This is a genomic window from Candidatus Pantoea symbiotica (assembly GCF_056491525.1).
In genome coordinates, this window is the sequence record NZ_JBSZHR010000003.1 from 560,154 (window position 1) to 586,003 (window position 25,850).

A 25,850-nucleotide genomic window follows, 5' to 3' on the forward strand; every position below is an offset into this window, starting at 1 on the left:
AACAGTTATATCAAAACACCCAGCGTACGCCCGCGTTGTAATTCCAGCCTTGCACGCCGTTGCCGTCGATCTCTTTGCGGTAATTGGCTTCGGCATACAGCGAGACATTGTTGGTGAAAGCCGCATTGCCGCCGATGCCGGCATCCCACATCTGGCCGAACTTGCCGCTGTTGAAGCTCTCGCTGACGTCGCTGTTGCTGGCACCGACATTCACTTTCGCCGTGCCGCCCCAGCCGCGATAGTAGTTAGTGCGCAGATACGGCGTGTATTGCCCGCTGCCGCTATCCTGCCAGGTCCGCGCCAGACGTGCGCCGACGCGGCCAATGGTTTGGTCATAATCGTCGTAAGAGACTTTGGTTTGATCGTCGTCGGTGAAGTCATCCATCTTCAAATGCAGATGCAGCAGTTGCGCTTGCGGCTCAAGACGAATGCCGTTCGCCAGCTGGAACGGATAACCACTCTCCAGCGATGCGGTCCAGCCTTTGCCTTTCAACTTCGCCACCTCTTTCTGTCGAGCGATATCGGTGTCGCCACGATGCCAATCGAGTGAAAGCGCGCCATCCAGATAGAAGCCACTTGCGCGCTGCCAGGTGCCGTAAATTGCCAGGCTGTCGCTGTCGAAAGCGGTTGAGCTGTAACCATCAGCTGCATTCGGTCGGATGCGTGCATTGCCGCGCGTGTAAGCCAGGCCGCCGCGCAGGCTGTCTTGCTCGCCGTCCAATCGCAGTAGGTTGCCGCCGAACTGCACCGCGCTGTAATCGAGGTCAAAGTCGTAACCGTAATGCGCCGTATCAAGGTTAGTTTTGTACTTCTGGTTGGAGCCGGAATAACGGATGAACATTTCCGCTGATCCTTCTGGATTCTGCCGCAATTCGCCCAGGCGTTGATGCAAATCACCAATGGTTGCCAGGGTGTAATACGCCAATCCGACCGGCGCCGAAATGTACGAAGGAAGCTGTGGAATGACCGCCGGGCGCACCGCGCCGCTGCCTGCTGTCTGCGGCTGGCAAACGGCACCCTCTTCACAAACGTAGTTATTGGCCAGACGATAATCCCAGGTTGTATTGCCATTCTCGGGGGCAAAGCTGTAAAGCCCGTATTGCCACGGCCCTGCAGCGACATAACCCCGTTGCAGCGCAAAGCTATTGGCGCTGGCGCTACCAGCAACCTGCACCAAAGAAACGCCTTCATTAGCGGAGATCACGCCATCTCGATTGCTATCCGCCAGCGTGGCAGCACTCAGCGCATCGTTGATAAAGGTAGTGCCGGTAACGTTGCCGTTAACGCGTAAAGTGTCGCTTTGCGTGCCCTGCGTCCGCAACGCCAGCTTGCCGCCCGCCGACGCCAAATCACCGTTGATGGTCAATGTGTTGCCCGCCGCGCCGTTGGTGAGATCCAACGTACCGGCGTTGTTCACCACCAGCGAATCGTCAGTCTCGCCCGACAACACCGGATTGACCTGATCGCCGACAAACAGCGTTGAGCCGCTATCTACATTGATGGTGCTGTGCGCCAGCTTGAGATTGTCGGTGAGGGTAAATTGCGTGTTATAGAAGTTGATGGTACTCCAACCCGCGCCGAGGTTGACGCCGCGCGCCAGATCATCGTTGCTGAACGACCCCCCGCGCGCGTTGATTTCGCTAAAGTTCAGCGTGCTGCCACTGCCGCCTGCGGTGGTGATGTGACGCGTGTTTGCCAGGCTGACGTTAGCAATCGTCGCCACATTGTTGCTGCCGGTTCCCATCGTCACGCTGCCGTCAATGGTTCCGCCGGTGAGTTCAACCACGTCGGTGCCGTTGCCGGTGTTCACATCGCCCTTCACGTTGCCATCGACCAGCGCAATTTGGTCATTGGTAGCGCCACCCGCAACCACGACCGTTTCCGGGTAAGGCGCGGTGACGTTGCCTTCGTTGATAAATACCGAGTTGCCGCCACGCAGATCGATAATTGGCGAAACCAGGCTGAGCGAAACGATGGTGCCACGGTTGATCACCTCGCTGGCGGTGCTGGTGACAATCGCCGAGCCGCCATCAGAACTGTTAACGATGATATTACCGTTGGCGATCACCCGCCCGGAGGTGTTGGCGCGCACGCCAGTTGCCGGGCCATAGACAAAGAAGCTGTAACCTTGTGGGATGATCAAATCGTTGCTGGTGGTAGAACCATCTTCTTTGCTGAACACGTAGCCCGTCGCGCCTGCACCGCTCACCGTACCCAGCATATAACCGTTGGGATCAAATGAAGTCGCGGAACGAATTAACGTGCCGCCATCGGTGTTCATCCCGACATCTTGCAGGGAAATATTGCTGGTTTCCGCGCGGTTATTCAGCACAGTGCCGCCGCCAGAATTGTAGAGTCCGATGTTGCTGGCGGTTAACGACGCTGCGCCTTTATCCAGCAAAATGGTGTCTGCACCTGTATTGGCGTTGATGGTGCTGTAGTAAAAATTCGGCCCGGCGGTATCACCATTAATCGTTAGCCCGCCGTTATTGCCTACGCGCACTGCGGCGATGCCGCCCGCACTCAATCCGCTGTGATCGGTCCAGTAAACGGTCTTACCTTCAGCGGTATCCAGCGCGACGCCCGAGGCTATGTTGGTGCTGGATCCATCGAAGATATTTCCGCCGCCGCGAATACGCACACCGATGCTGTTTGGCCCGCTGAGATTTATGGTGCCACGCGGCGTTGATTCATAGATCACACCATCGCTGATATCAAAGGCCGTAGCGTTGGCTCCGTTGCCGGTGATCGGCGCCACGTTGGCGAAGAATCCGCCTTGCCCGGTGCCCGCAATGGTATTGTTGCCGTTCAGCTCAATCGGGTTGGTGATGGTCACGTCTGCACCCTCCGAGCTCTGAACCGCAATCGCCCCTTCGCCGTTAACGTGATAGCTGTCGGTGCCGTACAAGGTGGTACCGTAAAGTCGTGAACCGGCACCTGAAGCGACTATGCCGCGTGTGTTGGCACCGCTCAACGTCACATCAGCAGCCACCACCGGATTGAAGATCACGCCGTCATTCAGCCGATACAGTGCCGAACCTGGCGTGGCGACATCATAACTGCCGCCGTTGCTATCGATGTGCGCATAGTTGGTGGCTTGATAACCGGTTTGATTCGGCGCGTAGAAATGCAGTGAACTGGCATCGCTGATGGTTAATCTGGCGTCATCCCGCACATCAACGCCAACCGCGTTTTCGCCATACAGATTGATTGTGCCGTTTTGGGCAAAATTGGCCTGGCTGCCCGAAACTGCAACGCCCGTCGCGCCTTTGCCTTTGACATTGATGGTGCCGTTATTCTCACCGCTGGCATCCTCGAGCCGGATACCGATGCTGTTTATCGCGGTATTGATCACGCCATTGTTGATGAAGCGGCTGCCACCGTTGGCATACACGCCGGTGCCGCCCGCGCCAACCGTCGAGGCATCAACGCCGCTGCCATCGGCATTATTGAAAAAACCGCTGTTGATGACGCCGTTGTTAATGCCGCTGCTACCGTTCAGCAATTCCAGTGCGTTGCTGCCAACGCTGGCCAGCTTGCCGTCAATCACCGCCGTCGCGCCGTTGCTGGCACGCATCGCCGCGCTGCTGGCATTTACCACTTCCAGAATGCCGCTGCTGCCAATGGTTGCCCTGGCGTTGGGGCCATCGGCGCTTAACACAATGCGCTCGCCAATCGGCTGCGTCACTTCGTCGTAGTATTCGTCGGCATCGATCACATAGGCGATGACATCGCTACGCAAGGAGAGTGCTTTATTAAACTCGCTACTGTAGCTGTCGGCGGCCAGATTGCCGTTTTGCAATTGCTCAATCAGCCAATTGTTGTAGCTCTGCAAACTGCTGACGTTGGACACGTTGAATGAAGTGGTGGCGTTATCCAGCGTGGTGACGCTAAACGCGCCGCGCCACGAGACCACATTGTCGAACCATTGCCCCAGTTGATAGGTATAGGGCGTGTAGGAACCAAAAAAGGAGATGCGATTAGCGGAGTTCCAGTTCATGGTGCCGTTGCCGCTGGCGGTAAACAATTCGCTCTGTTTCGCCGCCATCGACCAACCGTTGGTGCTGGCGGTGGTGGCTGCGCCCTTCTGCCCGATATCAACATTGATGGTGCCATTGCTGACCTGCGCCACGCGCGCGTTGATATATTGCCCATTATTAACGTTATAAAAATTCGGCAAGGTATTGGTTTCAATGGCGCTAATCGCGGCGGAGTTATATACCTGCACGCTATTATTGCCGCTGCCAGTTGCGTCCGGCACGTTAATCACATAATTCTGCGCGCCCAGATCGACGCGACCTGAATCTTGCCAGGAATACGAAATAATTCTGCCGCTGCTGAGCAATTGTCCGATGGATATGGTGCCACCGCCGTCCTGACCGGGCGCAAACCGCTGATTACCACTTAATGTTTGAGTCGAGCCATTACAAATACAAAACACCCCGGCGCGATTGTCATTTAATTCCGGCGTAAAAGGCTGAAGCGTCGCCGCCCAAACTGGCGAAGCCGGATTAAACACACCGTAAGCGGTAATAAGGCTAATAAACAGCGGATGCAATCGAAACATCATCGTTCACTCCAGAGAAGCGTGCAACGCTGCCGCGATGCGTAAAGACATCGCCAGCAATGGGTTTGGCTACTATTAATTTGTGTAATTGAACGTAAGGAAACTCTGCGACGCGGCAATAACATCACTTTACGCGAGACAGTTCCAGCGCGACTTAAGCCAAATAGCGATGATTAGGTAACTTTAAGAAAAGGCCGGGGATTGAATACAATTAATCGTGGGACTGAAATAGCGGAAAGGATGTTGATCCTGTTAACAACAATATAAAAATAAGAAGCCACCATTAAGTGGCTTCTTACGATTTATTAGAATGGTCCCCAGTTGATCGCCACACCAATTAATAAGGTGACAACACAAATGGCAAACCAAATCGCCACTACCGGCGCAACGAATTTAATCCATTTGCCGAAAGAGATATTGGCGGTGGCCAAAGCTGCCATTAACACGCCAGACGTTGGGCTGATGGAGTTGACGATACCTTCACCCAGCAACACCGTTTGCACCGTCACCTGACGGGTTAAACCGAGGTTATCGCCGAGCGGCGAGAAGATCGGGATCAGCAAAGCGGATTCACCGGAACCGGATGAAATACCGAAATGCATCAACGCCGCGCTGATAAACATGCCCACCGCCGCAATGGCGGGATGAACCGGTGCCAGTAAATCAGACAGGAAGCCAACAATCGGATCAAGAATATTGCCCTGTTGCAGCACCACGGAAATCGCGCCAGCCATACCGACAATGAAGCCGCCTTTTACCAATTGCGAGCAACCCGTAAGGAAGGTGTTGGCAATGGCAGAACCCGACATGCGACCAATCATGCCGACCATAATCGACAGAATAATAAACATCGCCGACATTTCATTGGTGGCCCAATGAAATTGCACCGTACCAATCATAAATACAATCAGCGTTGCAGCGCAGGTGATCAGAATCAGTTTATGCCGACCGGTTATCGCCAGTGAATCGTCATTCTGCGCAGTTTGTTCTATTCGCACTTCACCATTATTGCGCGCGCGTTTCACCGAGATAATCAAATAGGTCATCACCGTTAACACGAACAATAAACAGGTAATGCCGCGCAACAACATGCCAGAGAACAGCGGTAACTGCGCCAGATGTTGGGTTAATCCAGTGGTGGCTGGACCTAATACCGCAACGTTAAAACCGGCGGCACAGGTTAAATACACCAGCGCCATACCAATCATTGGCGATAAACCCAACGAACGCGCCACCAGTAAACCAATCGGCACAAACGCTACTACTGAGTTCTGCACCACGCCTGTCGTTCCGAGAATGGCGAATATCACACCAAAAATAATGATAATACGCGTATCGCTAATTTTGGTACTGCGCGACAGAGAATTAAGCGCCGTAGCAATAGCACCGGTCGATTCGATCACCGCTAATAACCCGCCGGTAAACAGAATCAGGAAAATGATCGGCGCGGCTTTGATCATCCCTTGTAAAATCGCCATAAAAATTTCGCCGGGATATACGCCCGAACGCGAGACTTCATGCAAACTTCCCTTGATGGCGAAAGTAATGCCATTACGGGTTTCATGATCAAACTTGCCCGCCGGAATAATCCAGGTCGCCACTGCCGCCAGCACCAAAATAATAAACAGCAGCAGATAAGGACTTTGCTCGGTTTTTGCTGCTGGCGGTTGGCGCAGCGTATTTTTCTCCACATTAACCTGAGACATGCGCATCACCTCCGAGGATCAAACCCGCCACCAGCGCCGCGCGCGGAGCAATATCGGCAATAATGATATGTTCATGGCGTGCATGAATACCTGCGCCGGTTGCACCCAAACCATCCAACGTTGGAATGCCCAACGCAGCAGTGAAATTGCCGTCGCTGCCACCGCCAACCGCCTTGCCCTCCACGGTAAAGCCTAACTGTTCGGCAACTTGCTGCGCACGCTCCATCAACACCAACGATTCCGGTGTTTGACGCATTGGCGGACGTGATTGTGCGCCGCTAATATCCAGCATGATGCCAGCTAAATGTGGCGTGATCTGGCTGATTTCGGCGTGAATGCGCTCGGCTTCTGCTTCGCTGGTAACGCGCGTATCAATGCCTAACACCGCTTTATCCGCCACCACATTGATGCGGTTGCCGCCACGCGCGATTCCCACATTGACGGTGGTGCCGCGCTCCGGCGCATTTAAGCTGTGCAAGAACATGATCTGATGCGCCATTTCTTGTACCGCGCTGATGCCCTCTTCAGGGTTGTTCCCGGCGTGCGCTGCTAATCCGTTAATGGTGATTTCATATTGTCCGGTACCTTTACGCGCTGTTTTCAGTGCGCCCGATCCCGCCACCGCAGGCTCAACCACCAGCACTTGCGCCGACCCTAAGGCGTGCTGCGATAACCAGGCGCTGGAGCTTGGGCTACCCACTTCCTCATCGCTGCCGCAGAGAAACACGATGCGTTTGCCTGCCAGTAAATCGTGCTGTTGCAACGCGCGTACCGCCCAGATGGCCTGCACCAGGCCGGCTTTCATATCCAGCACGCCAGGACCGTAAAGCTTGCCGTCTTCTTCACGCATCACCAACTCGCCTTCATCCCAGACGGTATCGAAATGCCCGAGTAACACGGTTTGCTCGTCACCGCTTCCCAGCGTGAATTTCAGGTGATTGCCGTAGTGTGGTTGCTCATCAATCTCTGCTGCCACGCCCAAACGTTTGGCAAACAGCGATTGTAAGACTTCGCCACAACGATCCACGGCGGCATTATTCATTGATGGTGATTCCGCTGCGACCAATTCCTTGATATCCAGAAGAATTTCATCGGCATGTTGTTGCAGGTAATTTTTTATAGTTTTCATTTGTACTTCCCTCGCATAGTGAATCTTCGAGTATGGAGATAAAAATGCGCTTAAAAAATGGAGATAAAAGGCTATTATTGTTGACCTCAGATCAACAGATAGGAAAAACCTATGGCGATGCTGCTCTATCCAGAAAAATCCATAAGGTATCTGTATGAAGTGGGCAATTACGGCGGTATTCGTCGGGCGGCGGAAGCCTTGGATGTTGATCCCGCCGCCATCAGCCGTCAGTTATCGCAACTGGCGCGGGAGATGCAGTTGCCGCTGCTGGAGCGACGTGGACGGAATGTGGTGCTGACCGAAGCTGGAAAGTTGCTGGCTGAAGATTATGCGCACACCCATCAGCGCCGCAGCCAGTTGGATCGTCAGTTAAAAGATCTGCGCCATAAGCGCGGTGGCTCGATCAAATTACGCGTCGGTCAGGGCATGGTGGATGAAGTCGTCAGGCATGTATTGCAGCCGTTTTCGCGAACTTATCCCGACGTGTTTATCGATATCCTGTCGGGCGATATGCAAACCACCGTGTCGCTGATTGCCAAAGGCGACGTTGATATGGCGGTGGGTTTTGGCCCGATTGGCCCTCCCGGCCTGAAGTGTTTGAGTTTTCACCGCGGACCAATCTGTGCGGTGGTGCACAGCCAACATCCCATCGCGGATTTCCCGCAAATTGAAGTGGCCGAACTGGTTAATTATTCGTTGATTGGTATGGACAAAAATTTTGGCATTCAAAGTTATATGAATGCCATGTTCAGTCAGGAAGGATTTATATTCAGCCCGGCTTATAGCTGTAATCTATTTTCCAGCGCCATCGCCTTGAGCCAGGCCGGAATGGGCATCGCGTTTATGACCGCCAAAGTGGTTGAAGACGACCTCATCGCCAAGAACTTAGTCGCCGTGCCGATTCACCATCGCATCGCCCGCGAAAGCCAATGCCACTTATTACGCAGCGCCGATCATCGCTTCACGCCCGCAGCGCAGCATTTGTGGCAATTGCTGGTGGCGTTTTTTGAAGGTACGGCGGGAGCGGTTTAATCGCTGCTTATTTGATTACAAATCTAATAATGGCTTGCGGCTCTCTTTTGCGGGTTCCGGTTTGAGTTTCTCAACTGGAATTCGGCACATCATCCCAGCAGTTATGCCTATAAGAGAGTTATCCGGGAATGATTCCCACTGTCCTATTTCGACACTCGCATGAACAAGTTCACCTTCGGCAAAAGGTTTGGAAAAGAAAGATCTTCCCATCACGGCACGCTGATTTTTATCACAGTTAATAACATATATTGCCCGTGAACTGGCAATATACAACGGTGGGTTATCAATGATCTTCGTCTGCTGCGCATAGTTATTGATGAAATAATACCGCCGTAAATGACTATTACCTTGATAAGTTGAAATCACTCGGAAATCGATATAGGAGGTGATTTTGTCATCCTGAAGAATTTTCACAAAACCCGGTGGTGCCTTCTCAGGTGTTTGCGGCTGGGGTTTATTATTCATGGCACAACCCGTGAGCATCAATAATGCTAATCCTGTCAGCTTTTTCATTTTACTGCCCCGCTGGTTAAATCAGGGCGTAATGACTTAAGCATGTCAGGCGTGACATTGCCCTGAACTGAACAGAGCAATAATGTTCCTTCATTGCTTTGGCTAAGCATCAACAGTTTTTCAGTGCTACCTTTTTCTGGCGCAATGCCGGACACTGCCTGGTTATTTATTTCCCATGCACTGTTTTTATCCGCCTTGATCATCGCTTGAGCAACGTAATCATCGCCAGCCTTATTCCAGCTTAGCTGGTTAAGCGCGGACATCACCGCTTCAGGTGATTCTTTGATAATCAATCCCCAGTAATAATATTTACCGTAGTTCATTTCACTTAAGTCGCTGGTTTGCAGATGATAGCCAGTCAGCGTTAGTTTTAACTCTTGCAGAGGCTGAGCGAACCAGACTTTGCCATTTCCTTCTGGCGGTGTTTTGAACCAGGCATGATGTTGCTGATCGAGTGTTAATGGAGCCACACGGCTAATTGAAGTACGCTGATGATAAATTTCACTGAAGAACGAAGCGTCGCAGCGCGTTAGACTTTGCGTCAATGTGTTGGCTTGAGCAGATGTCGTTATACCTGTCATTCCCAGAATCAAACCAAAAGTGCAGATAATATTACGCATTGAATATCCTTATAATAAAAAACATCTTTTTTATCGGCATGCTGAGATGAAACTTTAGGTTTTTTATCATTGACCGAAATTTCGCCAGGCGAGTGCGTGTTGCTTAGATTAAGCTAACAGAAAAGCCTCCATTTCTTGCCACACATCTTCATTTTTATCTGATGCAGGGACTAACGATTCAATTAATCCAGTTGCCGTCGCGATGGATAGCGCTTCGATGTCGGATGCCATTCCTTTTTCAATATGTTGGGTTTGCCTAATCTCGCTGTGAATACGGTTGCTGAAGCCAGGCATAAAACCCACTGTTTAGCTCAAAAGATCAATAAATGAAATATTATAATCAGACGACTCGAAAGGGTTAAGGTTCGTAAACAGCAACTCATCACCTGCATTAATTAAGAAAATATCAGGATTGTTACTGAATGATAATTTCATTCCAACTATAGCATTGTCATCCTGTGAAAGAATAGAGTGAAAATTATTAGGGCTTAGCCCAATATAACGTGAATAAGGCTCTGCACCCGAAATATCCATAACTATTTCCTTTCCATACTCGCCTAAGTCTCGATTAATTAACCAAGCACGCTCTAAAGCAAGAGTGGTTCCATCCCTACCGCATGAAAATTGATATTCCTCATTGCTGCCTGAGAATTTTATTTGCAATCTTTGAGGAGCATCTAAATCAGGGCTATCAAGGAAATAGATAAGACCATATATAGCCTCTATCTCTTTATCAAAGAATTTTTTGGCCCATATTTTCATGTTTTCCAATGAGCTGTTCACCTTGCATCTCCTTTTAAAGAATTTATCACTTAGGTGTTTTCATTTACACCGTCGTTAAGAATTGTGACAAAGCTTCCATCAGGTTTTGTCACCACTGCGTCATTTCTTTTTATCCTGAAAAACACATCTCTACGGCTTGCCCCAGATCCTATACTTTGGCCAGCGAACCTTTCAGGAATTACTTCGTCTGGATTTTCCCTATATCATTGATTAATTCTACAACCGGACCCGACGCCACAGCCCCTTGGGAGGCGTCAGTTCAGAGGCCTTCGAAAAGGTCTCGTCGTGAGGACAGGGAATGTCTACAGGTTTTGGGGTTCAGTGCAGGCAAGGCCCCCTGCTAAGCCTGCTGCCAACTGGCTCAACGCACTCACTGTCTGCTTCTGGCTTTCTGTAAGGTCACTGGCCTTAACGCCAGGATACATTACCGACACTATCGCCCGGGCTATCAGCTCACCGCCTGCGGCTCCAGCAGCACCGGCCGCAGCATCTCCACCGCTAATCTCTGCCAGAATCGCACCTGCCACGGCGTGAGCCATGGTGTTTGCTACCAGATTAGTCTTTTCTGTGCCGTCAGCGTTGTATGATGTGGTGGCTTTCTTTATAGCATTAGCAATATATGATGCCATCGCGCCGCTGGCTGCCGCGCCCATGTTGTTAGCACTTAAGCCGCCAAGCGCACCCGCGGCTGCACTGGCCACCATCGAATAAGAATTTTCCAAACAATCTTGACGGGCGCTTTGGTAAAGAACCAAACGCCAAATTTGTCTAAATCCGGCACATACTGACTGGATATTTACACTCAAGTAGGTGATTTTTGCTAATTCTGTCTAATGAATTTTCAGTTATACAAGGATCGGATCCTTAAAGAATCGCATATTGCTTAGGTTAACTCCTTGAAGTAACAACGCCCATTTACATGATTTTTTAATCATTTATGACGCATGATAATTCCTTTGAAGAACATCAGAGCACCAAGGCTAAACGATTTTTACGACGTCCATATCTTATACTTAGAGAATATTATTAATCCATTTTAAATCATCATATAACTCAGATCTGATTTTATCGAACTCTTCATTTTCATCGATGCTGATCTTTCCATTTATATAAATCAATAAATCATTTAGCGACCCCATTCCACCATATAAATTCAAAAAATCTGAACGGACTCGTTCGGAGGAGTATTCGAAATCATTAGCAAGACTTCTAATGCTTGCCGACCAATCATTATAGCCACCTAATTGCAGCAGTGCGTCCATACGATTCATTTTTTCTATTATCCTGGACTTATCTTCAGACGTCATTTTAGTGGATTTATCTCTATGATTTCGGTGCCTGTTATAGACCACGGCTTAGGTACGACAATTTGCCGAGTTCCACCCACGTAAAATCCATTTTGTGTACCAACTTCACCTAGATATACCTTAGTGCCAGCAGGAATTTTTATCGCAATTGATGAATCAATTGGGGAGGTAGCCCCCCAGGCCACTGAGGTAACACTGCTTTATCAATTCGTGTCTGCAGTACTCCCTGAGGTGATTCGAACTGAAAAACTGCCCATAGGGTTTATCTGCTACTCCCGCACGATACAGGATGGTATCCTTTTGTAACACAATTTCTTTATATTTGCCGCCGCTAAAGATCTCAGATAAGTCATTTGATAGAGGACCCGGTTTTACGGTTGAGTATTCACCTAAAATTTTAACTGGGAAATCAAGATTTAGCGATTTCCCAGCATTAATAGCCAGCTTTCCCGCTACGGTTGTAACAACTTTATCAGTTATTCCAGCCGCCAATTTAGTCGAACCCAAACCGCCCGTTAGCAGGCCGACTATGTCTGAAACAAGTTTTCCTCCCTTTAAATGAGCCACTTGTTCCGGCTTTTTGATACTCGGCTTCCATTAGATTAATACGGTCAATATAGGACTGTTTAACGACTTCTGAAACATCGCCCAGTACATCACCGTTGTTAAAAAGAGTTTTCAGTGCTTCGTAGGTTTCAATCGGGCTGCTCGCGGTTTTCACTATACCGTCAATAGTGTCGTATAAACTCACTGGGACACCGGCTATCATTCCAGCAGCAAAGCTTCCATCCTGACCTAAACTAATAGCAGTCCATTTTACTCCAACCTGAACAAGGCAAATTTGGCCCTGGCACTCTTCAAGTTTGAGTCTTTTGTTTGTCGCTAAGATGGTTATTCTCAACAACAACTTTATCCGGTGCAGAGTTAACCGACGTACAACCTTTTTTCCCTGTGCTTTCCGTGGGTTAGAGGTGGTTTTTCCTGACGCGTTTTCAGTACCGTAACTTTTTGACCCGACGCGCATTTTAACAACACCGTTCTGTCTGTCATTACCGGGTTTACAGCGAGGAAGTTTACGCCGTCACCATCCATCACCCTTAAGGGGCACTGGATGGGAGATCTGGGGTTTGAGACCGGGCAGAAGATCGAGGTGATCACAAAGCCGGGGCAACTGATCATCCGGCTGGCGACTGAAGGGTAACTGACTGATAAAAAAATAATCCCGGCACGGTGGCCGGGATTACTTTTTTATTCTTTTCTAAGATAAAGTAAAAAGCCGCTGGATTTTATTGGCTCAGGATAATCCAGCCTTGTGACAACTGTATGAACAACTGAACTATCATCAAGATCAGCAATAATTTCGGTTTGTACTATAGAAGCATTTTCTTCATCATCTTCACTAATTATTCCATCATAAAAAAATTTTAAAGTAATGCTATCACCTTCCAATAATGCCGATATTGCTCTGATATTTTTAGTTATATTTCCAAGTAAAGCCCTTTGAATAGATAACTTAAAATAATCATTACTTTTCATATACTAACCCTTCATTACTTTTCTGCTGGTCTTGCTGGAAAAATATGAACACCATTCTTTCCATAATGGACTATTTCATTAGTCTTTGGAGCCGACACACCTGTCTGTGGATCGATATAATTACCAATATTCTGCCCATAATTAATTCTTTCCTTTGAACCCGGACTCCCTACAGGGAGATTGCTAACTTGCTGCCCTGTTCCTAACTTTGGAAGCAATGACTATGCGGGAACAGTAATTATACTTTTATTCAACCCTGCTTCAGATGCGATTTTATATTCATTTGTGCCGGGAACATGCTTCTTTTGCTGCCCTTTGTGGATGGATGTTTTGGCTATTCCACCGCCTCCAGCCTTAAGTGGATCTCCGTCTCCGTCAAGCACATTCGGTCTCATCGGGTTGATCGAGTAACTATTCACAGAGGGTTTCTTGCCATCACTCAGTGCATTATTCTCCACTTCCGTCCTACCCGCAGACGCGCCACTTACAACACCAACCCGTCCATCAACTGCGCCTCCAGCCGCTGCTCCCGCCAGAGTAACGATGTTGACGACCAGCATTTTTTCATCTTCAGAGAGTTCAGAAACAGATTTGCCAAAGAACATCTGGCTCAGCTTGTCACTTGAATTCATTACACCGGCGACTAATCCTCCGGCAGCTCCGCCTGTTGCGCTGCCGCCCTGCGCTTTGGCAATTAAACCTGATGCGAGAGTGTGCAGAATCACGCGCATAGGCTCATTGCCTTCAGACACCACTTTCACCATTTTCGCCAGCAACGGCGCTGCCCCGGCCGCTGCTGCGCCGCTGAAGTTTCCACCCGCGAGACCGGCAAATACGCCGCTGATGGCCTGCGCCGCTATCTGCAGGTCCTAACCGATGCCGTATTGCTTTTCGACCTCTTTGTCACGATCGCTGAGATATTTCTCTTGCTCCTGTGCGGTCATTTCATTGAACGTTTTATCGTTCTTAAGCTTGTCGCGCTCCTGCTGCTTCGCCTGGAGCTTAAGGTAGTCGAAGTCTGCTGAATGACCTGCTGTCCCAGCACGGCCATTTCACGCTGTACGGCTGTACTGTCCTCGGCCTTTTCCGCATCAAACTTATCCTTCAGCGCATTCTCCGCAGAGGCGGTATCACGGCTGATTTGCGACACGTCCTGCTTTTGAGCATCCGGTTTACTAATGAGTAAGTGGCTGGTAAAACGATCTTGACGCGATTCCTCGAGATATTTTATTTAAGACTGATAGTCTTCATATTCCCAAGCAAAAAAGTGAGAGAGCTTTTGTGCTATCTCCATCCAGTCATTGCCTTCACACCGATCGATGTAGCCTGTGATGTTTTTTTTAATTTCATCCAGATCGTATTTACGTACCAGAAGCGTATGCCGTATCAGTTCCGGAAGCCAGAGGTGCTTGCAGAGCCATTCCGGGGTGCATATACGGAGATCAAAGTTGTCTGCCCCAGAGCTATCTTCACCTCCAATACGCAATAACAACCGGAGAGAAAAACACTGCTCATTTTCCGGATGAAAATTATCCAATTCAAAATCGTCATTTGAAATACTTTTCAAAATAGCCTTCATTTTTATTTCCTATTCTATATCAAGATGACCATTACCAATCTTACTCCTATCTCCAGTCGTCGGGTCTAATTACAACAAGCTCAAGTGTGCTCAAGTTAAAATGACGTTAAGCTGTAGAAACTCGTTCTTAAAATAAATCCCATTTAGTTGGCCGGGATTTACTTTATAAAAGTATAATATTACTCCAACAATTGGATGTCATCTGGATACACGGTTAAAACATATAACGTTTCACCATTCGCATCCATAAACTCTACTTAATAGCCCAGTGTTGGGTCTGTATATACCATAACAACAGTCCCCTTACATCCTACAACAACAGAGTCAGATAACACTTTGAGAGTTTATAGCAAGCTGCTTCGCTTCTGGAGAGTCCCCCGACATCAATGCATTGTGAATAGCAGCCAACCTATCCGCTTCCAGCTGAATTGAAGTAACCTGAAGGATTGAAAGTTCGTACTGTTCTTCTGCACTTAGCTTGCCATTAACTCGTTTATGCGATTGGCATAATCCGTCATTAATTGGCTAACTTCATTAGCTTTGTTGACACAATCCAGAGCGCCTGTGCATCCAATAACACTCTGATGCTGCTCTGCATTTAGCTTTTTATACTTTTCAATCACGTTCTTTTCACAGTCAGAATTGCCCCTGCACTGTGTCATTTCGTGAGCGCGTGACTGGTTCTGCTTAAGAGTCAGCGTATTATTCTCAACAACAATATCTTCCGTTGCGGAGTCAGCCGACGTTCACCGCTTTTCCCTGTGCAGTCAGCAGTTTGCAGCGCATTTTTGTCGGTGCGTTTCCGGGAGCAGAGTTTTTTGCCCCGATGCGCTTTTTGCCAATGTTATGAATAATCGGCCGCCGTGCATTACATCAGTGCTGCCGCTGTGATTGCTGCTGCCCTTCACCTGATGCACCCGTTACCGATTTTGTGTTTGCTCACCCTGACCAAAACCGAACCGGGCAGATGATAATTCGCCTGGCAATAGACGATTGCTCACTCCATGCAAAGGCTCTCTACCCCAGGATAGAACACAGCATGCTTATAAAGAGCCGACGAACCCATTACTGCGCCCCTGACACTCAGTCCGCTTCATCGCTAAGCAGATCATTTTCGTAATCCTGCCCGCCGTGCCATACACCCAGAACACTCACTGTCTTATCTCGGACCATAAAGGCGATGATTGTTCTCTTGCGATAGTTCGTAACTCTCAGCCCTGGCAGGATATCGTCCCGGCGATTTCCCCGATGCGGAAAACGCTCCAGAGACTCACAGTAACTGATAACGCCTTCCGTATAGCTCAGAGCCGTTTCCGGTGTCGCCGCCGTTGCGATGTATCGATACAGTTCCGCCAGTTGTTCTTCCGCTTCCGGTGCGAATACTACCCTGTAGTCCATTTTTACTCTCCGGTTGCCTTCCTGTGCTCGGCTTTCAGTCTGTCCCTGATATCGTTACCACTGAGGCTTTCTGTTTCACCGCGTTGCAGTGCTTCCCAGGCCGGTACTACCTTTTCCCGCAGCCATTGTTCCACCGCATTATCACGAGCCATCAGCGCCCGCAGACCTTCCCGGATAACTTCACTCTCTGAGGCATATTCGCCACTGGCAACGCGTGCTTTCACCTGTGCCGCCATTTCATTCGGCAGCGTGATACTCATCTGCTGTGTTGTTCTCATTGGAACACCTTCACTCCGCTAAGTAGGATTAAATCCTACTTTCTTTTTTCGGCATTGTCAGTGATCTTTACCTCGTTTTCTTCGATTTTAGTCAGGCATTACCTCAACAACGTGCTTAAGCGCAGCAGTAGGAGATAGGCAGCTGACAGAGAGAATTTTTGGCGCGGACTGAACGTGGTAAGACGTCGACAACCCGCTAGCCACAACGACTAGAGGAGCGAGTTACTATGGCTGAACTGCATCAGAAGTCAGAGGTGTCATACGCCCGCAAGCTGTCACCGGCTTTACAACGCAGGTTATGTGCGAGATTACCGAAACTTCACGCAGCCACCGGCCATCCCCCTGAAGGGGTAATGGATGGCGGCGCTGGGGTTTGAGACCGGGCAGAAGATCGAGGTGATCACGCAGCCGGAAGAGATGATCATCCGGCTGGCGATAGCTGGCTGATAATGTAAAATCCCGGCTCGGTGGCCGGGATTTTTTTAGCTTAACTGATCAGCAATGTGTTGCAGCCACGATTCTGATGAGTCCCATGCATTAGGGTAGTAATAGTTACAATCCATTTTATTAAGCAATATGTCCTGCAATTTGTCCTCTGGCAGAGCAAGTACAATCAGATTTTCTATTTCAGTTTTCATCTTCGACTGCTCTTCTGCTGTTTCCGTCACTCGATAAGCTGCTATGGTTTCATCAGCGCTACCGAACAGCACATCAAAATCCTGATGGAAATAACTTGTTAAAAAATAATTCAATGATGGATACTTTTCTTCAATATTCACGGTGTTGGATATCCTGTAATAATTTTATACCCATCAGGCATAGAAGAATCTCTTCCAATAACAACTTTTGCATTTGTTGCCTGAACTACACTTGTTGAGCCATTTGTAACACTAATACCAATCGCAGAGGAAGATTGGTAGTTAAGTGTCAAATATCCCTTTTGATTACCAGATAGATAGCTTTGGATAGCGGCTGCCGGTCTGGTTAAGAACGGTGTTGCTAACGTAACGCGTATCAAATGCCGCATCGCCAAGGAAAGTATTCACGTCGGTATACTGCTGACGGCTTTCCTGTGGTGCGCTGCCAGGCTGTTTACCCAGCAACTGATTGAGGTCACCAAACAGGCTGGCGTCCAACTGCCCCAGACCGTTTAATTTCGGGTTTACGGTGATGAGATAGGGACTGCTGCTGGTCAGGCTCCAACAAGATGGAGCAGAGCCGCGATTTGGCATTTCTGCATGTGGCATATACCACGTTGCTGCGTGTCAGTGAACTTGGACATCTGCGTGTGCGGCATCTCTCTCACGCAAGATGGCCGAATCTTTCTAGATGTGGCCGGGACCAAAAACTTGTGATGACCGGAGGCCTGATAAAGGCGCTGGGAGATCTGTTATTGCATAGGTTGACCTAGTGGATAAACAAATCAGGGCTGATTGCTAATCCTGATGCATTTATCTTCGGTCCTGTTCATCGAACTAATTGTGCGACAGCCCTAACTCTAAAGCCTTTGTCTACCCGCACGATGGAGGATATTTTTGCCCGCGCATGGCGTGAAGCTGGCTCCGGGCAGGATGCGCCGCCAAATAAAAATTGTTATCGGTATCGGGGATGGTCAGGCCACAGCACTCGCGTGGGCGCTGCGGTCGATATGGCCACAAAAAATATAGCACTGCGCAAATTATGCAGGAAGGTACGTGGAAGAAACCAGAAACGGTAATGCGATATATCCGGCATGTTGACGCTCATTCCGGCGCTATGGTCGACTTCATGGATAATTACGCTCAAAACTAAGAACTTAAGTCTACAGTTAGTCAACATTAAAAGCATACGGTGGCTTTGATCTTAGTATCGAAACTGTTCAACCTTTACTCTGCCTCAGCGTTGCCACAAATAAAGGAATATTATCCTGCAGCTTGCGATAGCTCAGCGTTTGGTAAGACAGGAGTTAACGCGCCTGCGACCTACCACCGACTTTAAACCGTGCATTATGTTCGAAAGCAGGGGAACCACAACGTAACGGGCCATCCTCCGGAGGTGCACTGAATGATGGCACATGGGTTCAGGTTGGCCGAAAAATCGTGGAGATCCCGAGGTTGGTAGAGATGAACACTTAGCTGACAACTGCTGGGTGATAAGGTAAAACCCCGGTTTGGTGACCGGGGTTTTTATCATACAACCAACTGTTTCATATGCCTAAATGGAACATCATTCACATCTAACCCCATGTCTTTTGCAAGCGCTATCACTTCGTCATACTCTGCTTGATTGAGTGCTACGTCATACTCACATATATGATCACAGAGAATCTCCAAAGCCAAGGGCTCCTCATTAAAATTTATATAATCCAAAGCACCTTTTAAAAGCTCCTGGTCTAACTTGTCATCAAGCTTGCGTCCAAAGTTAGTTATTCGATCAGCAAACATCCCTAATTTACCTCTATTGTTTTGCCGGTTTGTATGGTGGCATTGGGTTACTATCTGGGAATGCAGTTATTATTTTACCATTAGCGGGTTGGTAGACGACACGAATACGTACTCCATCTCGCTCTTCGTATGCAACCCACTTAGCAGGGTCCCCTTTACTGGTATATTTACCACCAGTACCAGTTTGGGCATACCAGACAGTGTCCGGTGAAGTAGCAATATCACCTATTTCATGTACAACCTTATCGGCTGTCCAATCTTGTGGAAATACTGTTTTTCCTGGATTTCCGGGGGTATAAATGCCCCCCGCTAGTCGGCCCATCTCCATATAAAATATGCTGCTTAGCTTCAGGCGAAAGGATATCAACATATTTCTGATTTGCCAGGTTGATTGAACTTTCAGCGATTAATCCGTTTAGTTTTCCGGCAGCAGCAGCACCCAGCACTGGCGCGACAGATGCAATAACTAGCTTCATCCCATCATAGGTTTCAATGTATGCAGATGCCGCGGCTTTATCAGTATGGAGATACCCCATGACATAGTTCACCATCGCATCTTTCACCTGCTGCTGATTTTGCGCATCAACGCTGGTGATGTTCAGCAGGTTTACTATCTCGCCGTAAGCATCGGCATACATCTGGCTGGCTTTCGAGTTATAGTTGCCGGTGCTTTCGTACTCAACCTTCACAGCATAAGCCTTCAACCTAGCGCTAGCACAACCCGCACTTGCCGCCTGACCATTGCTACAAACCGCTATCACGTTCTCATCCCTTGAAAAATTGAGTTCCGCTAATCGGGTAATATCTTTCTCAGCTTGCTCACGCTCTGCCGGGTCTCGGCTGTTTTTAAGTTTTTGCTTCGCTATTTCAAGTTCTGATTTTTCCGACACACTCAGATAGTTATTTTCAACTTCCGTTCTACCCGCCGATGCTCCACTTACAACACCAACCCGCCCATCAACCGCGCCTCCAGCCGCTGCTCCCGCCAGAGTAACGATGTTGGCGACCAGCATTTTTTCATCTTCAGAGAGTTCAGAAACAGATTTGCCAAAGAACATCTGGCTCAGCTTGTCACTTGAACTCATTACACCGGCGACTAATCCTCCGGCAGCTCCGCCTGTTGCGCTGCCGCCCTGTGCTTTGGCAATTAAACCTGATGCGAGAGTGTGCAGAATCACGCGCATTGGCTCATTGCCTTCAGACACCACTTTCACCATCTTCGCCAGCAACGGTGCTGCCCCGGCCGCTACTGCGCCGCTGACGTTTCCACCCGCGAGACCGGCAAACACGCCGCTGATGGCCTGCGCCGCTATTTGCAGGTCCGAACCGATGCCATATTGTTTTTCGACCTCTTTGTCACGCTCGCTGAGATATTTCTCCTGCTCCAGTGTCGTCATTTCATTGAACGCTTTATCGTTCTTAAGCTTGTCGCGCTCCTGCTGCTTCGCCTGGAGCTTGAGGTAGTCGAACGTCTGCTGAATGACCTGCTGACCCAGCACGGCCATTTCACGCTGCACGGCCATACTGTCCTCGGCCTTTTGCGCATCAAACTTATCCTTCAGCGCATTCTCCGCAGAGGGGGTATCACGGCTGATTTGCGACACATCCTGCTTTTGAACATCAGGATTACGGATCTCAATCGTCCCTGCCGAGATGGCGCTGTAGGTGGTTGAACTCGCGCGATCTTTAGTCTGCTCCAGTGTCGCTACAGGCATAGGATTGTTACCCGACTGCTGCGACAGCCCACCGTTCGGTAATTTTGAAATAAAGCTACCGGATTCCGGCGCAGTAGGAGCGCCCACGCTGCCACTGACCGCCATGCTGTAGCCATTGCCGCCCGAGTTGGCGTGGTTTTCAATATTGGTCCAGCCGAGCGTCCCGGTGCTGAGGTGGTTTTTGTCCGGCGTTGCGGATGAAGCGATGATTGCGCCGTCCAGCTGTGTGTGGTTGCCGACAAAAATGTTGTAGCCATTGTCACCCGCAGTGATACCGCTCTGCTGCTGCACGGAGGCGTAATCGTTATAGATTTTGCTGCCGCTCATGCCGGCGCTGCCCTGCACCGGTACGCCGGCACAGATAGGCGGCACGCAGATGCTGGCGCTGAAACCCGTGGAACTTTGCTTGCTGTCGTAGCTGGCGCGGTCCTGCTGGCTGGCAATCTCAAGGTTACGGCCTGCATCCAGGTCCACGTGGTTGCCGTTCAGGTTGGCACCGTTGAGTGTGACGTCCTGACCCGCTTTCACCGTCAGGTCGCCCGCTGCCGTCACTTCGCTGTTATGGTGGGTAACGCTGCTGCCGTTGCCTTTAGCGCTGCTCTGGCTGGCGGCCAGCTCAATTGAGAAGCCGTTCTGGCTGCCGCCGAGACCAAACCCGACGCCTACGCCGTAGTGGCTGCCACCGCTGCTGGATTTCTGGCTGTTGTTGTCCTCACTGCTGCTTAGTGCGATATCGCGGCCTGCGCTGAGTGAGACATTGTCGCCACTGATTTTTGCACCCTGGCCGGTAATATCCTGCTTTGCAGTCAGAGAAGTATCACCGCCGGACTTAAGAACGGTGCCGCTCTGTTCGCTGCTGTTCTGCTCCATCGACTGGTGACTGCTGCCGGCCGTGGCGCTGACGGTGACTTTTACCGCCGCACTGCTCTGCGTGTATGCCGAAAGCGCGGTCATCGCCGCCTGCGCTGCATAAATTGCCTGCAGGCGCGGATCGCTGCTGTTCTTGTGCGAATCCACAACCTTATCTGCTGCCTGTGCGAGGCTCACGCCATAGCCTGACATTTGCACCGTCACGCCGTACTGGGTGGATTTGCTGTCGCTGCTGGCTTTACTGCTGTCCAGCGAAGTCGTCACGTCCCGATTACCTGCACCTAGTATCGGGTACAGCGATCGGTTAGTAATGTCAGTTTGTTAATCTTCGATTTAACGCAGGATATCCTCGATTGCCCCCATTAAATATCAGCCATAAGGCTGAGATCAATAATTACTCCAGCACGTAATCAAACTTATCATCCCATGAAAAATCAATGTCTTGTTTTTTTGTCCGCTCGAATATTTGGATGATTTTATCAAATCTATCCCCAAGACGTTGCTTTGATAATTCCGAATGCACCCATGTTATTTTTACTGGTCTTTCCACATCTGTACTTAAACGATCCCATAAAGCGTCTAAATTTGAACCATAATAAGGACCGAAGTCCAGTAAATCGGCTAAATACCGGTGTACATCTGATTCGCTAAATATCTTTAACCCATCTAAAACTACATCGTTTTTACTCATTTCCACTTACCTATAGATGTGGCTGTTTCATAATGGTCTGTCGTGATGTATAGCAACCCGTCGTCTGAATACAACAATCTTGTCCCTGCTTGATTGCCTCTTGACATCGTATTATCTATGCCAATATCTGCTTCGCGCCATACTCTTCCCTGTACAGAAGGTAATAAATTGTTCGAGTTTTCAAATATATCCCCTCCAATCTGCTTCCCGGGGGATGTGTTATTTAAAGCTTTACCTGCCTTCCAGCCATTTTCAATAGCTTGAGATTTGTTTACATAATTATCAGGTAGTTTTCCTGTGTTTCGTAAACTATCCACAAGATCATTCGCTGCTTCAGTCGTTTTTAAATCTAGCTTTAGAGCAGCATATTTCGCCGCATTGTGAGCTTCATTGCTAGCTTTCGCTGCAATCAACTCAGCATGGCCGGCTACTTTCGCTACGATTTTTTCCGTTACACTGCCAGTGACTTTAGCGATACCACCACCGCCAGCAAGCAGCCCGGCTATATCCGCAACTAGCTTACCACCTTCAACTCCCGCATTAAACGAACCGCTAGCTCCAGCTTTTTGATATTCCATTACCAATTGGTCAATGCGTTCAATATAGGACTGCTTGACAGCATCCGCGATGTTACCTAGCAGATCATCGCTATTAAATAGCGTTTTTAGTGCCTCGTAGGTTTCAACTGGGCTACTAGCCGTTTTAACAACACTCTTTATAGTGTCATATAAACTCACAGGGACACCGGCTATCATCCCAGCAGCAAAGCTTCCATCCTGACCTAAACTAATAGCAGTCCATTTTACTCCAACCTGAACAAGGCAAATTTGGCCCTGGCACTCTTCAAGTTCTTTCTCCCTCTGAGTCTTTTGTTTGTCGCTAAGATAGTTATTCTCAACTTCCGTCCTACCCGCTGATGCACCACTTACAACACCAACCCGCCCATCAACCGCGCCTCCAGCCACTGCACCCGCCAGAGTAACGATGTTGGCGACCAGCATTTTTTCATCTTCAGAGAGTTCAGAAACAGATTTGCCAAAGAACATCTGGCTCAGCTTGTCACTTGAACTCATTACACCGGCGACTAATCCTCCGGCAGCTCCGCCTGTTGCGCTGCCGCCCTGTGCTTTGGCAATTAAACCTGATGCGAGAGTGTGCAGAATCACGCGCATTGGCTCATTGCCTTCAGACACCACTTTCACCATCTTCGCCAGCAACGGTGCTGCCCCGGCCGCTACTGCGCCGCTGACGTTTCCACCCGCGAGACCGGCAAACACGCCGCTGATGGCCTGCGCCGCTATTTGCAGGTCCGAACCGATGCCATATTGTTTTTCGACCTCTTTGTCACGCTCGCTGAGATATTTCTCCTGCTCCAGTGTCGTCATTTCATTGAACGCTTTATCGTTCTTAAGCTTGTCGCGCTCCTGCTGCTTCGCCTGGAGCTTGAGGTAGTCGAACGTCTGCTGAATGACCTGCTGACCCAGCACGGCCATTTCACGCTGCACGGCCATACTGTCCTCGGCCTTTTGCGCATCAAACTTATCCTTCAGCGCATTCTCCGCAGAGGCGGTATCACGGCTGATTTGCGACACATCCTGCTTTTGAGCATCAGGATTACGGATCTCAATCGTCCCTGCCGAGATGGCGCTGTAGGTGGTTGAACTCGCGCGATCTTTAGTCTGCTCCAGTGTCGCTACAGGCATAGGATTGTTACCCGACTGCTGCGACAGCCCACCGTTCGGTAATTTTGAAATAAAGCTACCGGATTCCGGCGCAGTAGGAGCGCCCACGCTGCCACTGACCGCCATGCTGTAGCCATTGCCGCCCGAGTTGGCGTGGTTTTCAATATTGGTCCAGCCGAGCGTCCCGGTGCTGAGGTGGTTTTTGTCCGGCGTTGCGGATGAAGCGATGATCGCGCCGTCCAGCTGTGTGTGGTTGCCGACAAAAATGTTGTAGCCATTGTCACCCGCAGTGATACCGCTCTGCTGCTGCACGGAGGCGTAATCGTTATAGATTTTGCTGCCGCTCATGCTGGCGCTGCCCTGCACCGGTACGCCGGCACAGATAGGTGGCACGCAGATGCTGGCGCTGAAACCCGTGGAACTTTGCTTGCTGTCGTAGCTGGCGCGGTCCTGCTGGCTGGTCAGCGTCAGGTTATCTTTATCATTGACGCGGCTGTTCACGTATTCGGTTCTGTTGCCGTTCTCCAAGCCGCTGGCCTGCACGCCGATGCCGGTGTTTACTGACGCTCGCTTCTTCCGCCACGCGTCCTAACGTCAGCGCATCGCTTCCCTGCTCGCGCACCAGATTCCACGCCACGCCTATCAGTTGTTGACGACGTGCCTGATGCGTCATGCGCTGCCGAGTGGGTTGATTCATGCCGGTTCCTTCACGCTGAAAAGTCGCTGTCCGTGTTGATGTGCCAGCGCGAAGTGTGCGTCGGGATAATTTTCATCGGTTGGCAGCAGTTATTCGCTGGTCACCACCGGCGCGCTACAGTAGCCAAAAATCCCCTCATCGATCTGCGTGCGCATGCTGCTGAAAATAGCCGCGACGCACATAGGTGCGATGACTCGCCGCGCCCAGCGCCAGCAAATGCACCTGCAAATAGCCGAGCTTTTTCACCACGGTTTGGCCGTCAACATCTACGCCCAACCTTAGGTAAATACGCGATCGATCCAGCCTTTGAGCTGCCCCGGAAACGACCACCAGTAAATCAGGTAGACCAGCACCAGCGCATCTGTTCGATCCAGCCGCTGCTGCTCCGCTACGGCGTCGGTGGGCGACGGTGCGACACTTTTGAACTGTTCAAAATCGGCTTGATTGAAGCGCGGATCGAACTGCTCCGCCGCCAGATCGGCAATTTCATAGCTGTGGCCGCAAGCAGCAATACCTTGTGCCACCTGCGAAACGATGTGGTGCGTGTGTGAATGTTGGTCCGGATGAGCAGTAACGATCAGAGCATGCATAGCGACAACCTCCGTCATGGGTAAGCTACTAGTAGCAACTTACCATTGGTAGGTTGTCAAACTCACAGCGTTTTAGCAAAACAGATCGATTCGTTTCTGCCGATGTAAGGTTCATAGCTCTGGATTTGCGCGTAGCCGGAACGGTGATAAAACGCCACGGCACGGCTATTGATAACGCGGGTCGATAGCCGAATTTCGCGGTATCCCATACTTTTGGCCCGCGTTTCCAGATACTCCAATAGCGCTGCGCCAACGCCCGGCACACTACGATCGGAGTACATGCGTTTTACTTCGGCGGTATTGTTCCCAAGCGACCGCAACGCCCCGCAACCCACGGCATTGCCGGCTTCATTTCTGGCTAGCACCCACAAAGAACACTCATTGTTGAGTTCCTGGGCGTTGAAATGACTTTTGCCGTTGTCGCCTGTAATGTTGGCGAGTTCGGCTGATAGTTTCTCAACCAGTAACTGGGATTCTGATGAGAGGGGATCGGTTTGCTGGATTTTGATGTTCATGGAGGGTTTTGATTCCTGATTGAGGGGCTGGGACGCTGTATGCTTATTATGTTGAATTGGGTACCTAAACGCGCACTCGACGCTATTCACTTAGGTCAAATGCCACCCTTTGCAAGGAACGTACTGTTCACCCGAAATAACAAGACCTTCTATCACGAACGTCTAAAAAGATGTCAAGACGGAATATTATCAGGTGTTAACCCACGAATTTAAGATGGC

28 protein-coding genes and 3 pseudogenes are annotated in these 25,850 nt (G+C 49.8%); 4 read left to right on the forward strand and 27 right to left on the reverse strand.

Translation table 11 applies throughout. The features are described 5' to 3' along the window. Positions 1 to 10: 10 nt before the first annotated feature. The 3 genes from ACXIZX_RS23300 to ACXIZX_RS23310 form a co-directional block, all read right to left on the reverse strand. Positions 11 to 4,570: an autotransporter outer membrane beta-barrel domain-containing protein gene (locus ACXIZX_RS23300; RefSeq protein ID WP_479405177.1), complete on the reverse strand. Its 4,560-nt coding sequence runs from the start codon at positions 4,568 to 4,570 to the stop codon at positions 11 to 13. A 302-nt stretch (positions 4,571 to 4,872) separates the two neighbouring features. After that, positions 4,873 to 6,273, reverse strand: coding sequence for a YfcC family protein (locus ACXIZX_RS23305; RefSeq protein ID WP_479405178.1), 1,401 nt, complete (start codon positions 6,271 to 6,273; stop codon positions 4,873 to 4,875). Beyond that, positions 6,260 to 7,402, reverse strand: coding sequence for a M20 family metallopeptidase (locus ACXIZX_RS23310; protein ID WP_479405179.1), 1,143 nt, complete (start codon positions 7,400 to 7,402; stop codon positions 6,260 to 6,262). The genes ACXIZX_RS23305 and ACXIZX_RS23310 overlap by 14 nt, the downstream gene beginning before the upstream one ends. A gap of 111 nt (positions 7,403 to 7,513) precedes the next feature. Here ACXIZX_RS23310 and ACXIZX_RS23315 point away from each other — a divergent pair, with 111 nt between their 5' ends. Beyond that, positions 7,514 to 8,434: a LysR family transcriptional regulator gene (locus ACXIZX_RS23315; RefSeq protein ID WP_479405180.1), complete on the forward strand. Its 921-nt coding sequence runs from the start codon at positions 7,514 to 7,516 to the stop codon at positions 8,432 to 8,434. Between the two features lie 15 nt (positions 8,435 to 8,449). Here ACXIZX_RS23315 and ACXIZX_RS23320 read toward each other — a convergent pair whose 3' ends face one another. The 7 genes from ACXIZX_RS23320 to ACXIZX_RS23350 all read right to left on the reverse strand — a co-directional run bounded on the left by ACXIZX_RS23320 (position 8,450) and on the right by ACXIZX_RS23350 (position 12,681). Further along, on the reverse strand, positions 8,450 to 8,947 hold the full coding sequence (locus tag ACXIZX_RS23320) for a surface-adhesin E family protein (RefSeq protein ID WP_286176287.1): 498 nt from the start codon (positions 8,945 to 8,947) through the stop codon (positions 8,450 to 8,452). After that, positions 8,944 to 9,567 carry a hypothetical protein gene (locus ACXIZX_RS23325; RefSeq protein ID WP_479405181.1) on the reverse strand — a complete coding sequence of 208 codons (624 nt, stop codon included), beginning with the start codon at positions 9,565 to 9,567 and terminating at the stop codon, positions 8,944 to 8,946. Before ACXIZX_RS23325 ends, ACXIZX_RS23320 begins: the two co-directional genes overlap by 4 nt. A 108-nt stretch (positions 9,568 to 9,675) precedes the next feature. Next, positions 9,676 to 9,861 (reverse strand): hypothetical protein, encoded by a 186-nt coding sequence (locus tag ACXIZX_RS23330; protein WP_179452561.1) that lies wholly within the window; start codon positions 9,859 to 9,861, stop codon positions 9,676 to 9,678. Positions 9,862 to 9,873: 12 nt separating this feature from the next. Next, on the reverse strand, positions 9,874 to 10,350 hold the full coding sequence (locus ACXIZX_RS23335; RefSeq protein ID WP_179452560.1) for a hypothetical protein: 477 nt from the start codon (positions 10,348 to 10,350) through the stop codon (positions 9,874 to 9,876). Between the two features lie 302 nt (positions 10,351 to 10,652). Then, entirely contained in the window at positions 10,653 to 11,156 is a 504-nt protein-coding gene (locus ACXIZX_RS23340) for a VENN motif pre-toxin domain-containing protein (protein ID WP_479405182.1), read from the reverse strand. 207 nt (positions 11,157 to 11,363) lie between these two features. Next, entirely contained in the window at positions 11,364 to 11,621 is a 258-nt protein-coding gene (locus ACXIZX_RS23345) for a DUF6966 domain-containing protein (protein WP_179452559.1), read from the reverse strand. A 529-nt stretch (positions 11,622 to 12,150) separates the two neighbouring features. After that, complete coding sequence (locus ACXIZX_RS23350) at positions 12,151 to 12,681, reverse strand: hypothetical protein (protein ID WP_179452558.1); 531 nt, start codon at positions 12,679 to 12,681, stop codon at positions 12,151 to 12,153. Positions 12,682 to 12,705: 24 nt separating this feature from the next. Between ACXIZX_RS23350 and ACXIZX_RS23355 the strand changes: the two genes are divergently transcribed. Then, positions 12,706 to 12,858, forward strand: coding sequence for a SymE family type I addiction module toxin (locus ACXIZX_RS23355; protein ID WP_353620997.1), 153 nt, complete (start codon positions 12,706 to 12,708; stop codon positions 12,856 to 12,858). A 47-nt stretch (positions 12,859 to 12,905) separates the two neighbouring features. Here the strand turns inward: ACXIZX_RS23355 and ACXIZX_RS23360 are convergent, their stop codons facing one another. Genes ACXIZX_RS23360 through ACXIZX_RS23370 form a run of 3 tightly spaced genes read right to left on the reverse strand, consistent with a single transcriptional unit; the run spans position 12,906 to position 13,924 of the window. Further along, positions 12,906 to 13,193, reverse strand: a complete 288-nt coding sequence (locus ACXIZX_RS23360; RefSeq protein ID WP_179452556.1) for a MafI2 family immunity protein — start codon at positions 13,191 to 13,193, stop codon at positions 12,906 to 12,908. 14 nt (positions 13,194 to 13,207) lie between these two features. Next, on the reverse strand, positions 13,208 to 13,411 hold the full coding sequence (locus ACXIZX_RS23365; RefSeq protein ID WP_479405183.1) for a polymorphic toxin type 50 domain-containing protein: 204 nt from the start codon (positions 13,409 to 13,411) through the stop codon (positions 13,208 to 13,210). Positions 13,412 to 13,414: 3 nt separating this feature from the next. Next, positions 13,415 to 13,924 (reverse strand): VENN motif pre-toxin domain-containing protein, encoded by a 510-nt coding sequence (locus ACXIZX_RS23370; RefSeq protein ID WP_479405184.1) that lies wholly within the window; start codon positions 13,922 to 13,924, stop codon positions 13,415 to 13,417. Here ACXIZX_RS23370 and ACXIZX_RS23375 point away from each other — a divergent pair. Further along, positions 13,907 to 14,218 carry a hypothetical protein gene (locus ACXIZX_RS23375; protein ID WP_479405185.1) on the forward strand — a complete coding sequence of 104 codons (312 nt, stop codon included), beginning with the start codon at positions 13,907 to 13,909 and terminating at the stop codon, positions 14,216 to 14,218. The two genes, ACXIZX_RS23370 and ACXIZX_RS23375, sit on opposite strands and share 18 nt — an antisense overlap. A gap of 206 nt (positions 14,219 to 14,424) precedes the next feature. On the opposite strand, the gene ACXIZX_RS23380 is transcribed toward ACXIZX_RS23375, so the two are convergent. The 6 genes and pseudogenes from ACXIZX_RS23380 to ACXIZX_RS23405 all read right to left on the reverse strand — a co-directional run. Then, positions 14,425 to 14,772, reverse strand: a complete 348-nt coding sequence (locus tag ACXIZX_RS23380; RefSeq protein ID WP_179452552.1) for an immunity 8 family protein — start codon at positions 14,770 to 14,772, stop codon at positions 14,425 to 14,427. Positions 14,773 to 15,855: 1,083 nt separating this feature from the next. Beyond that, positions 15,856 to 16,170 (reverse strand): type II toxin-antitoxin system RelE/ParE family toxin, encoded by a 315-nt coding sequence (locus tag ACXIZX_RS23385; RefSeq protein WP_479405186.1) that lies wholly within the window; start codon positions 16,168 to 16,170, stop codon positions 15,856 to 15,858. 2 nt (positions 16,171 to 16,172) lie between these two features. After that, a complete protein-coding gene (locus ACXIZX_RS23390) occupies positions 16,173 to 16,448 on the reverse strand; it encodes a type II toxin-antitoxin system ParD family antitoxin (RefSeq protein ID WP_008105709.1) in 276 nt (91 codons plus the stop codon). A gap of 482 nt (positions 16,449 to 16,930) precedes the next feature. Further along, entirely contained in the window at positions 16,931 to 17,227 is a 297-nt protein-coding gene (locus ACXIZX_RS23395; protein ID WP_353620993.1) for a contact-dependent growth inhibition system immunity protein, read from the reverse strand. Continuing rightward, the gene (locus tag ACXIZX_RS23400) at positions 17,224 to 17,475 is read right to left on the reverse strand and encodes an RNase A-like domain-containing protein (RefSeq protein ID WP_479405390.1); all 252 of its coding nucleotides are present in this window, start codon (positions 17,473 to 17,475) and stop codon (positions 17,224 to 17,226) included. The genes ACXIZX_RS23395 and ACXIZX_RS23400 overlap by 4 nt, the downstream gene beginning before the upstream one ends. After that, a pseudogene (locus tag ACXIZX_RS23405) lies at positions 17,414 to 17,629 on the reverse strand (hypothetical protein); the annotation flags it as partial. The gene ACXIZX_RS23400 and the pseudogene ACXIZX_RS23405, both read right to left, overlap by 62 nt. A gap of 8 nt (positions 17,630 to 17,637) precedes the next feature. Between ACXIZX_RS23405 and ACXIZX_RS23410 the strand changes: the two are divergent. Continuing rightward, positions 17,638 to 18,239: pseudogene (locus ACXIZX_RS23410) on the forward strand (tyrosine-type recombinase/integrase); the annotation flags it as partial. Positions 18,240 to 18,616: 377 nt separating this feature from the next. Here the strand turns inward: ACXIZX_RS23410 and ACXIZX_RS23415 are convergent. The 8 genes and pseudogenes from ACXIZX_RS23415 to ACXIZX_RS23450 form a co-directional block, all read right to left on the reverse strand. Then, positions 18,617 to 18,871, reverse strand: a complete 255-nt coding sequence (locus ACXIZX_RS23415; RefSeq protein ID WP_179452548.1) for a MafI family immunity protein — start codon at positions 18,869 to 18,871, stop codon at positions 18,617 to 18,619. Between the two features lie 13 nt (positions 18,872 to 18,884). After that, entirely contained in the window at positions 18,885 to 19,199 is a 315-nt protein-coding gene (locus ACXIZX_RS23420; RefSeq protein WP_353620994.1) for an EndoU domain-containing protein, read from the reverse strand. Next, positions 19,114 to 21,720, reverse strand: a complete 2,607-nt coding sequence (locus ACXIZX_RS23425; RefSeq protein WP_479405187.1) for a hemagglutinin repeat-containing protein — start codon at positions 21,718 to 21,720, stop codon at positions 19,114 to 19,116. The genes ACXIZX_RS23420 and ACXIZX_RS23425 overlap by 86 nt, the downstream gene beginning before the upstream one ends. A gap of 130 nt (positions 21,721 to 21,850) precedes the next feature. Continuing rightward, positions 21,851 to 22,147, reverse strand: coding sequence for a barstar family protein (locus tag ACXIZX_RS23430; RefSeq protein WP_179452547.1), 297 nt, complete (start codon positions 22,145 to 22,147; stop codon positions 21,851 to 21,853). Further along, positions 22,144 to 24,330, reverse strand: a complete 2,187-nt coding sequence (locus ACXIZX_RS23435; protein ID WP_479405188.1) for a VENN motif pre-toxin domain-containing protein — start codon at positions 24,328 to 24,330, stop codon at positions 22,144 to 22,146. Before ACXIZX_RS23435 ends, ACXIZX_RS23430 begins: the two co-directional genes overlap by 4 nt. Continuing rightward, entirely contained in the window at positions 24,311 to 24,526 is a 216-nt protein-coding gene (locus ACXIZX_RS23440; protein ID WP_479405189.1) for a hypothetical protein, read from the reverse strand. Before ACXIZX_RS23440 ends, ACXIZX_RS23435 begins: the two co-directional genes overlap by 20 nt. Continuing rightward, positions 24,523 to 25,116, reverse strand: a pseudogene (locus ACXIZX_RS23445) (NAD(P)H-dependent oxidoreductase). Before ACXIZX_RS23445 ends, ACXIZX_RS23440 begins: the two are co-directional and overlap by 4 nt. Before the next feature lie 62 nt (positions 25,117 to 25,178). Further along, positions 25,179 to 25,631, reverse strand: a complete 453-nt coding sequence (locus ACXIZX_RS23450; RefSeq protein WP_179452546.1) for a GNAT family N-acetyltransferase — start codon at positions 25,629 to 25,631, stop codon at positions 25,179 to 25,181. Between the last annotated feature and the right edge of the window lie 219 nt (positions 25,632 to 25,850).

What these genes read in the sequence shown, in the direction of transcription:
- ACXIZX_RS23300 (WP_479405177.1), bottom strand. Translation starts at nt 4,570, where the DNA reads ATGATGTTTCGATTGCATCCGCTGTTTATTAGCCTTATTACCGCTTAC.
- ACXIZX_RS23305 (WP_479405178.1), bottom strand. Translation starts at nt 6,273, where the DNA reads ATGTCTCAGGTTAATGTGGAGAAAAATACGCTGCGCCAACCGCCAGCA.
- ACXIZX_RS23310 (WP_479405179.1), bottom strand. Translation starts at nt 7,402, where the DNA reads ATGAAAACTATAAAAAATTACCTGCAACAACATGCCGATGAAATTCTT.
- ACXIZX_RS23315 (WP_479405180.1), top strand. Translation starts at nt 7,514, where the DNA reads ATGGCGATGCTGCTCTATCCAGAAAAATCCATAAGGTATCTGTATGAA.
- ACXIZX_RS23320 (WP_286176287.1), bottom strand. Translation starts at nt 8,947, where the DNA reads ATGAAAAAGCTGACAGGATTAGCATTATTGATGCTCACGGGTTGTGCC.
- ACXIZX_RS23325 (WP_479405181.1), bottom strand. Translation starts at nt 9,567, where the DNA reads ATGCGTAATATTATCTGCACTTTTGGTTTGATTCTGGGAATGACAGGT.
- ACXIZX_RS23330 (WP_179452561.1), bottom strand. Translation starts at nt 9,861, where the DNA reads ATGCCTGGCTTCAGCAACCGTATTCACAGCGAGATTAGGCAAACCCAA.
- ACXIZX_RS23345 (WP_179452559.1), bottom strand. Translation starts at nt 11,621, where the DNA reads ATGAATCGTATGGACGCACTGCTGCAATTAGGTGGCTATAATGATTGG.
- ACXIZX_RS23350 (WP_179452558.1), bottom strand. Translation starts at nt 12,681, where the DNA reads ATGCGCGTCGGGTCAAAAAGTTACGGTACTGAAAACGCGTCAGGAAAA.
- ACXIZX_RS23360 (WP_179452556.1), bottom strand. Translation starts at nt 13,193, where the DNA reads ATGAAAAGTAATGATTATTTTAAGTTATCTATTCAAAGGGCTTTACTT.
- ACXIZX_RS23370 (WP_479405184.1), bottom strand. Translation starts at nt 13,924, where the DNA reads ATGCGCGTGATTCTGCACACTCTCGCATCAGGTTTAATTGCCAAAGCG.
- ACXIZX_RS23380 (WP_179452552.1), bottom strand. Translation starts at nt 14,772, where the DNA reads ATGAAGGCTATTTTGAAAAGTATTTCAAATGACGATTTTGAATTGGAT.
- ACXIZX_RS23385 (WP_479405186.1), bottom strand. Translation starts at nt 16,170, where the DNA reads ATGGACTACAGGGTAGTATTCGCACCGGAAGCGGAAGAACAACTGGCG.
- ACXIZX_RS23390 (WP_008105709.1), bottom strand. Translation starts at nt 16,448, where the DNA reads ATGAGAACAACACAGCAGATGAGTATCACGCTGCCGAATGAAATGGCG.
- ACXIZX_RS23400 (WP_479405390.1), bottom strand. Translation starts at nt 17,475, where the DNA reads ATGCGGCATTTGATACGCGTTACGTTAGCAACACCGTTCTTAACCAGA.
- ACXIZX_RS23415 (WP_179452548.1), bottom strand. Translation starts at nt 18,871, where the DNA reads ATGTTTGCTGATCGAATAACTAACTTTGGACGCAAGCTTGATGACAAG.
- ACXIZX_RS23420 (WP_353620994.1), bottom strand. Translation starts at nt 19,199, where the DNA reads ATGGAGATGGGCCGACTAGCGGGGGGCATTTATACCCCCGGAAATCCA.
- ACXIZX_RS23430 (WP_179452547.1), bottom strand. Translation starts at nt 22,147, where the DNA reads ATGAGTAAAAACGATGTAGTTTTAGATGGGTTAAAGATATTTAGCGAA.
- ACXIZX_RS23440 (WP_479405189.1), bottom strand. Translation starts at nt 24,526, where the DNA reads ATGAATCAACCCACTCGGCAGCGCATGACGCATCAGGCACGTCGTCAA.
- ACXIZX_RS23450 (WP_179452546.1), bottom strand. Translation starts at nt 25,631, where the DNA reads ATGAACATCAAAATCCAGCAAACCGATCCCCTCTCATCAGAATCCCAG.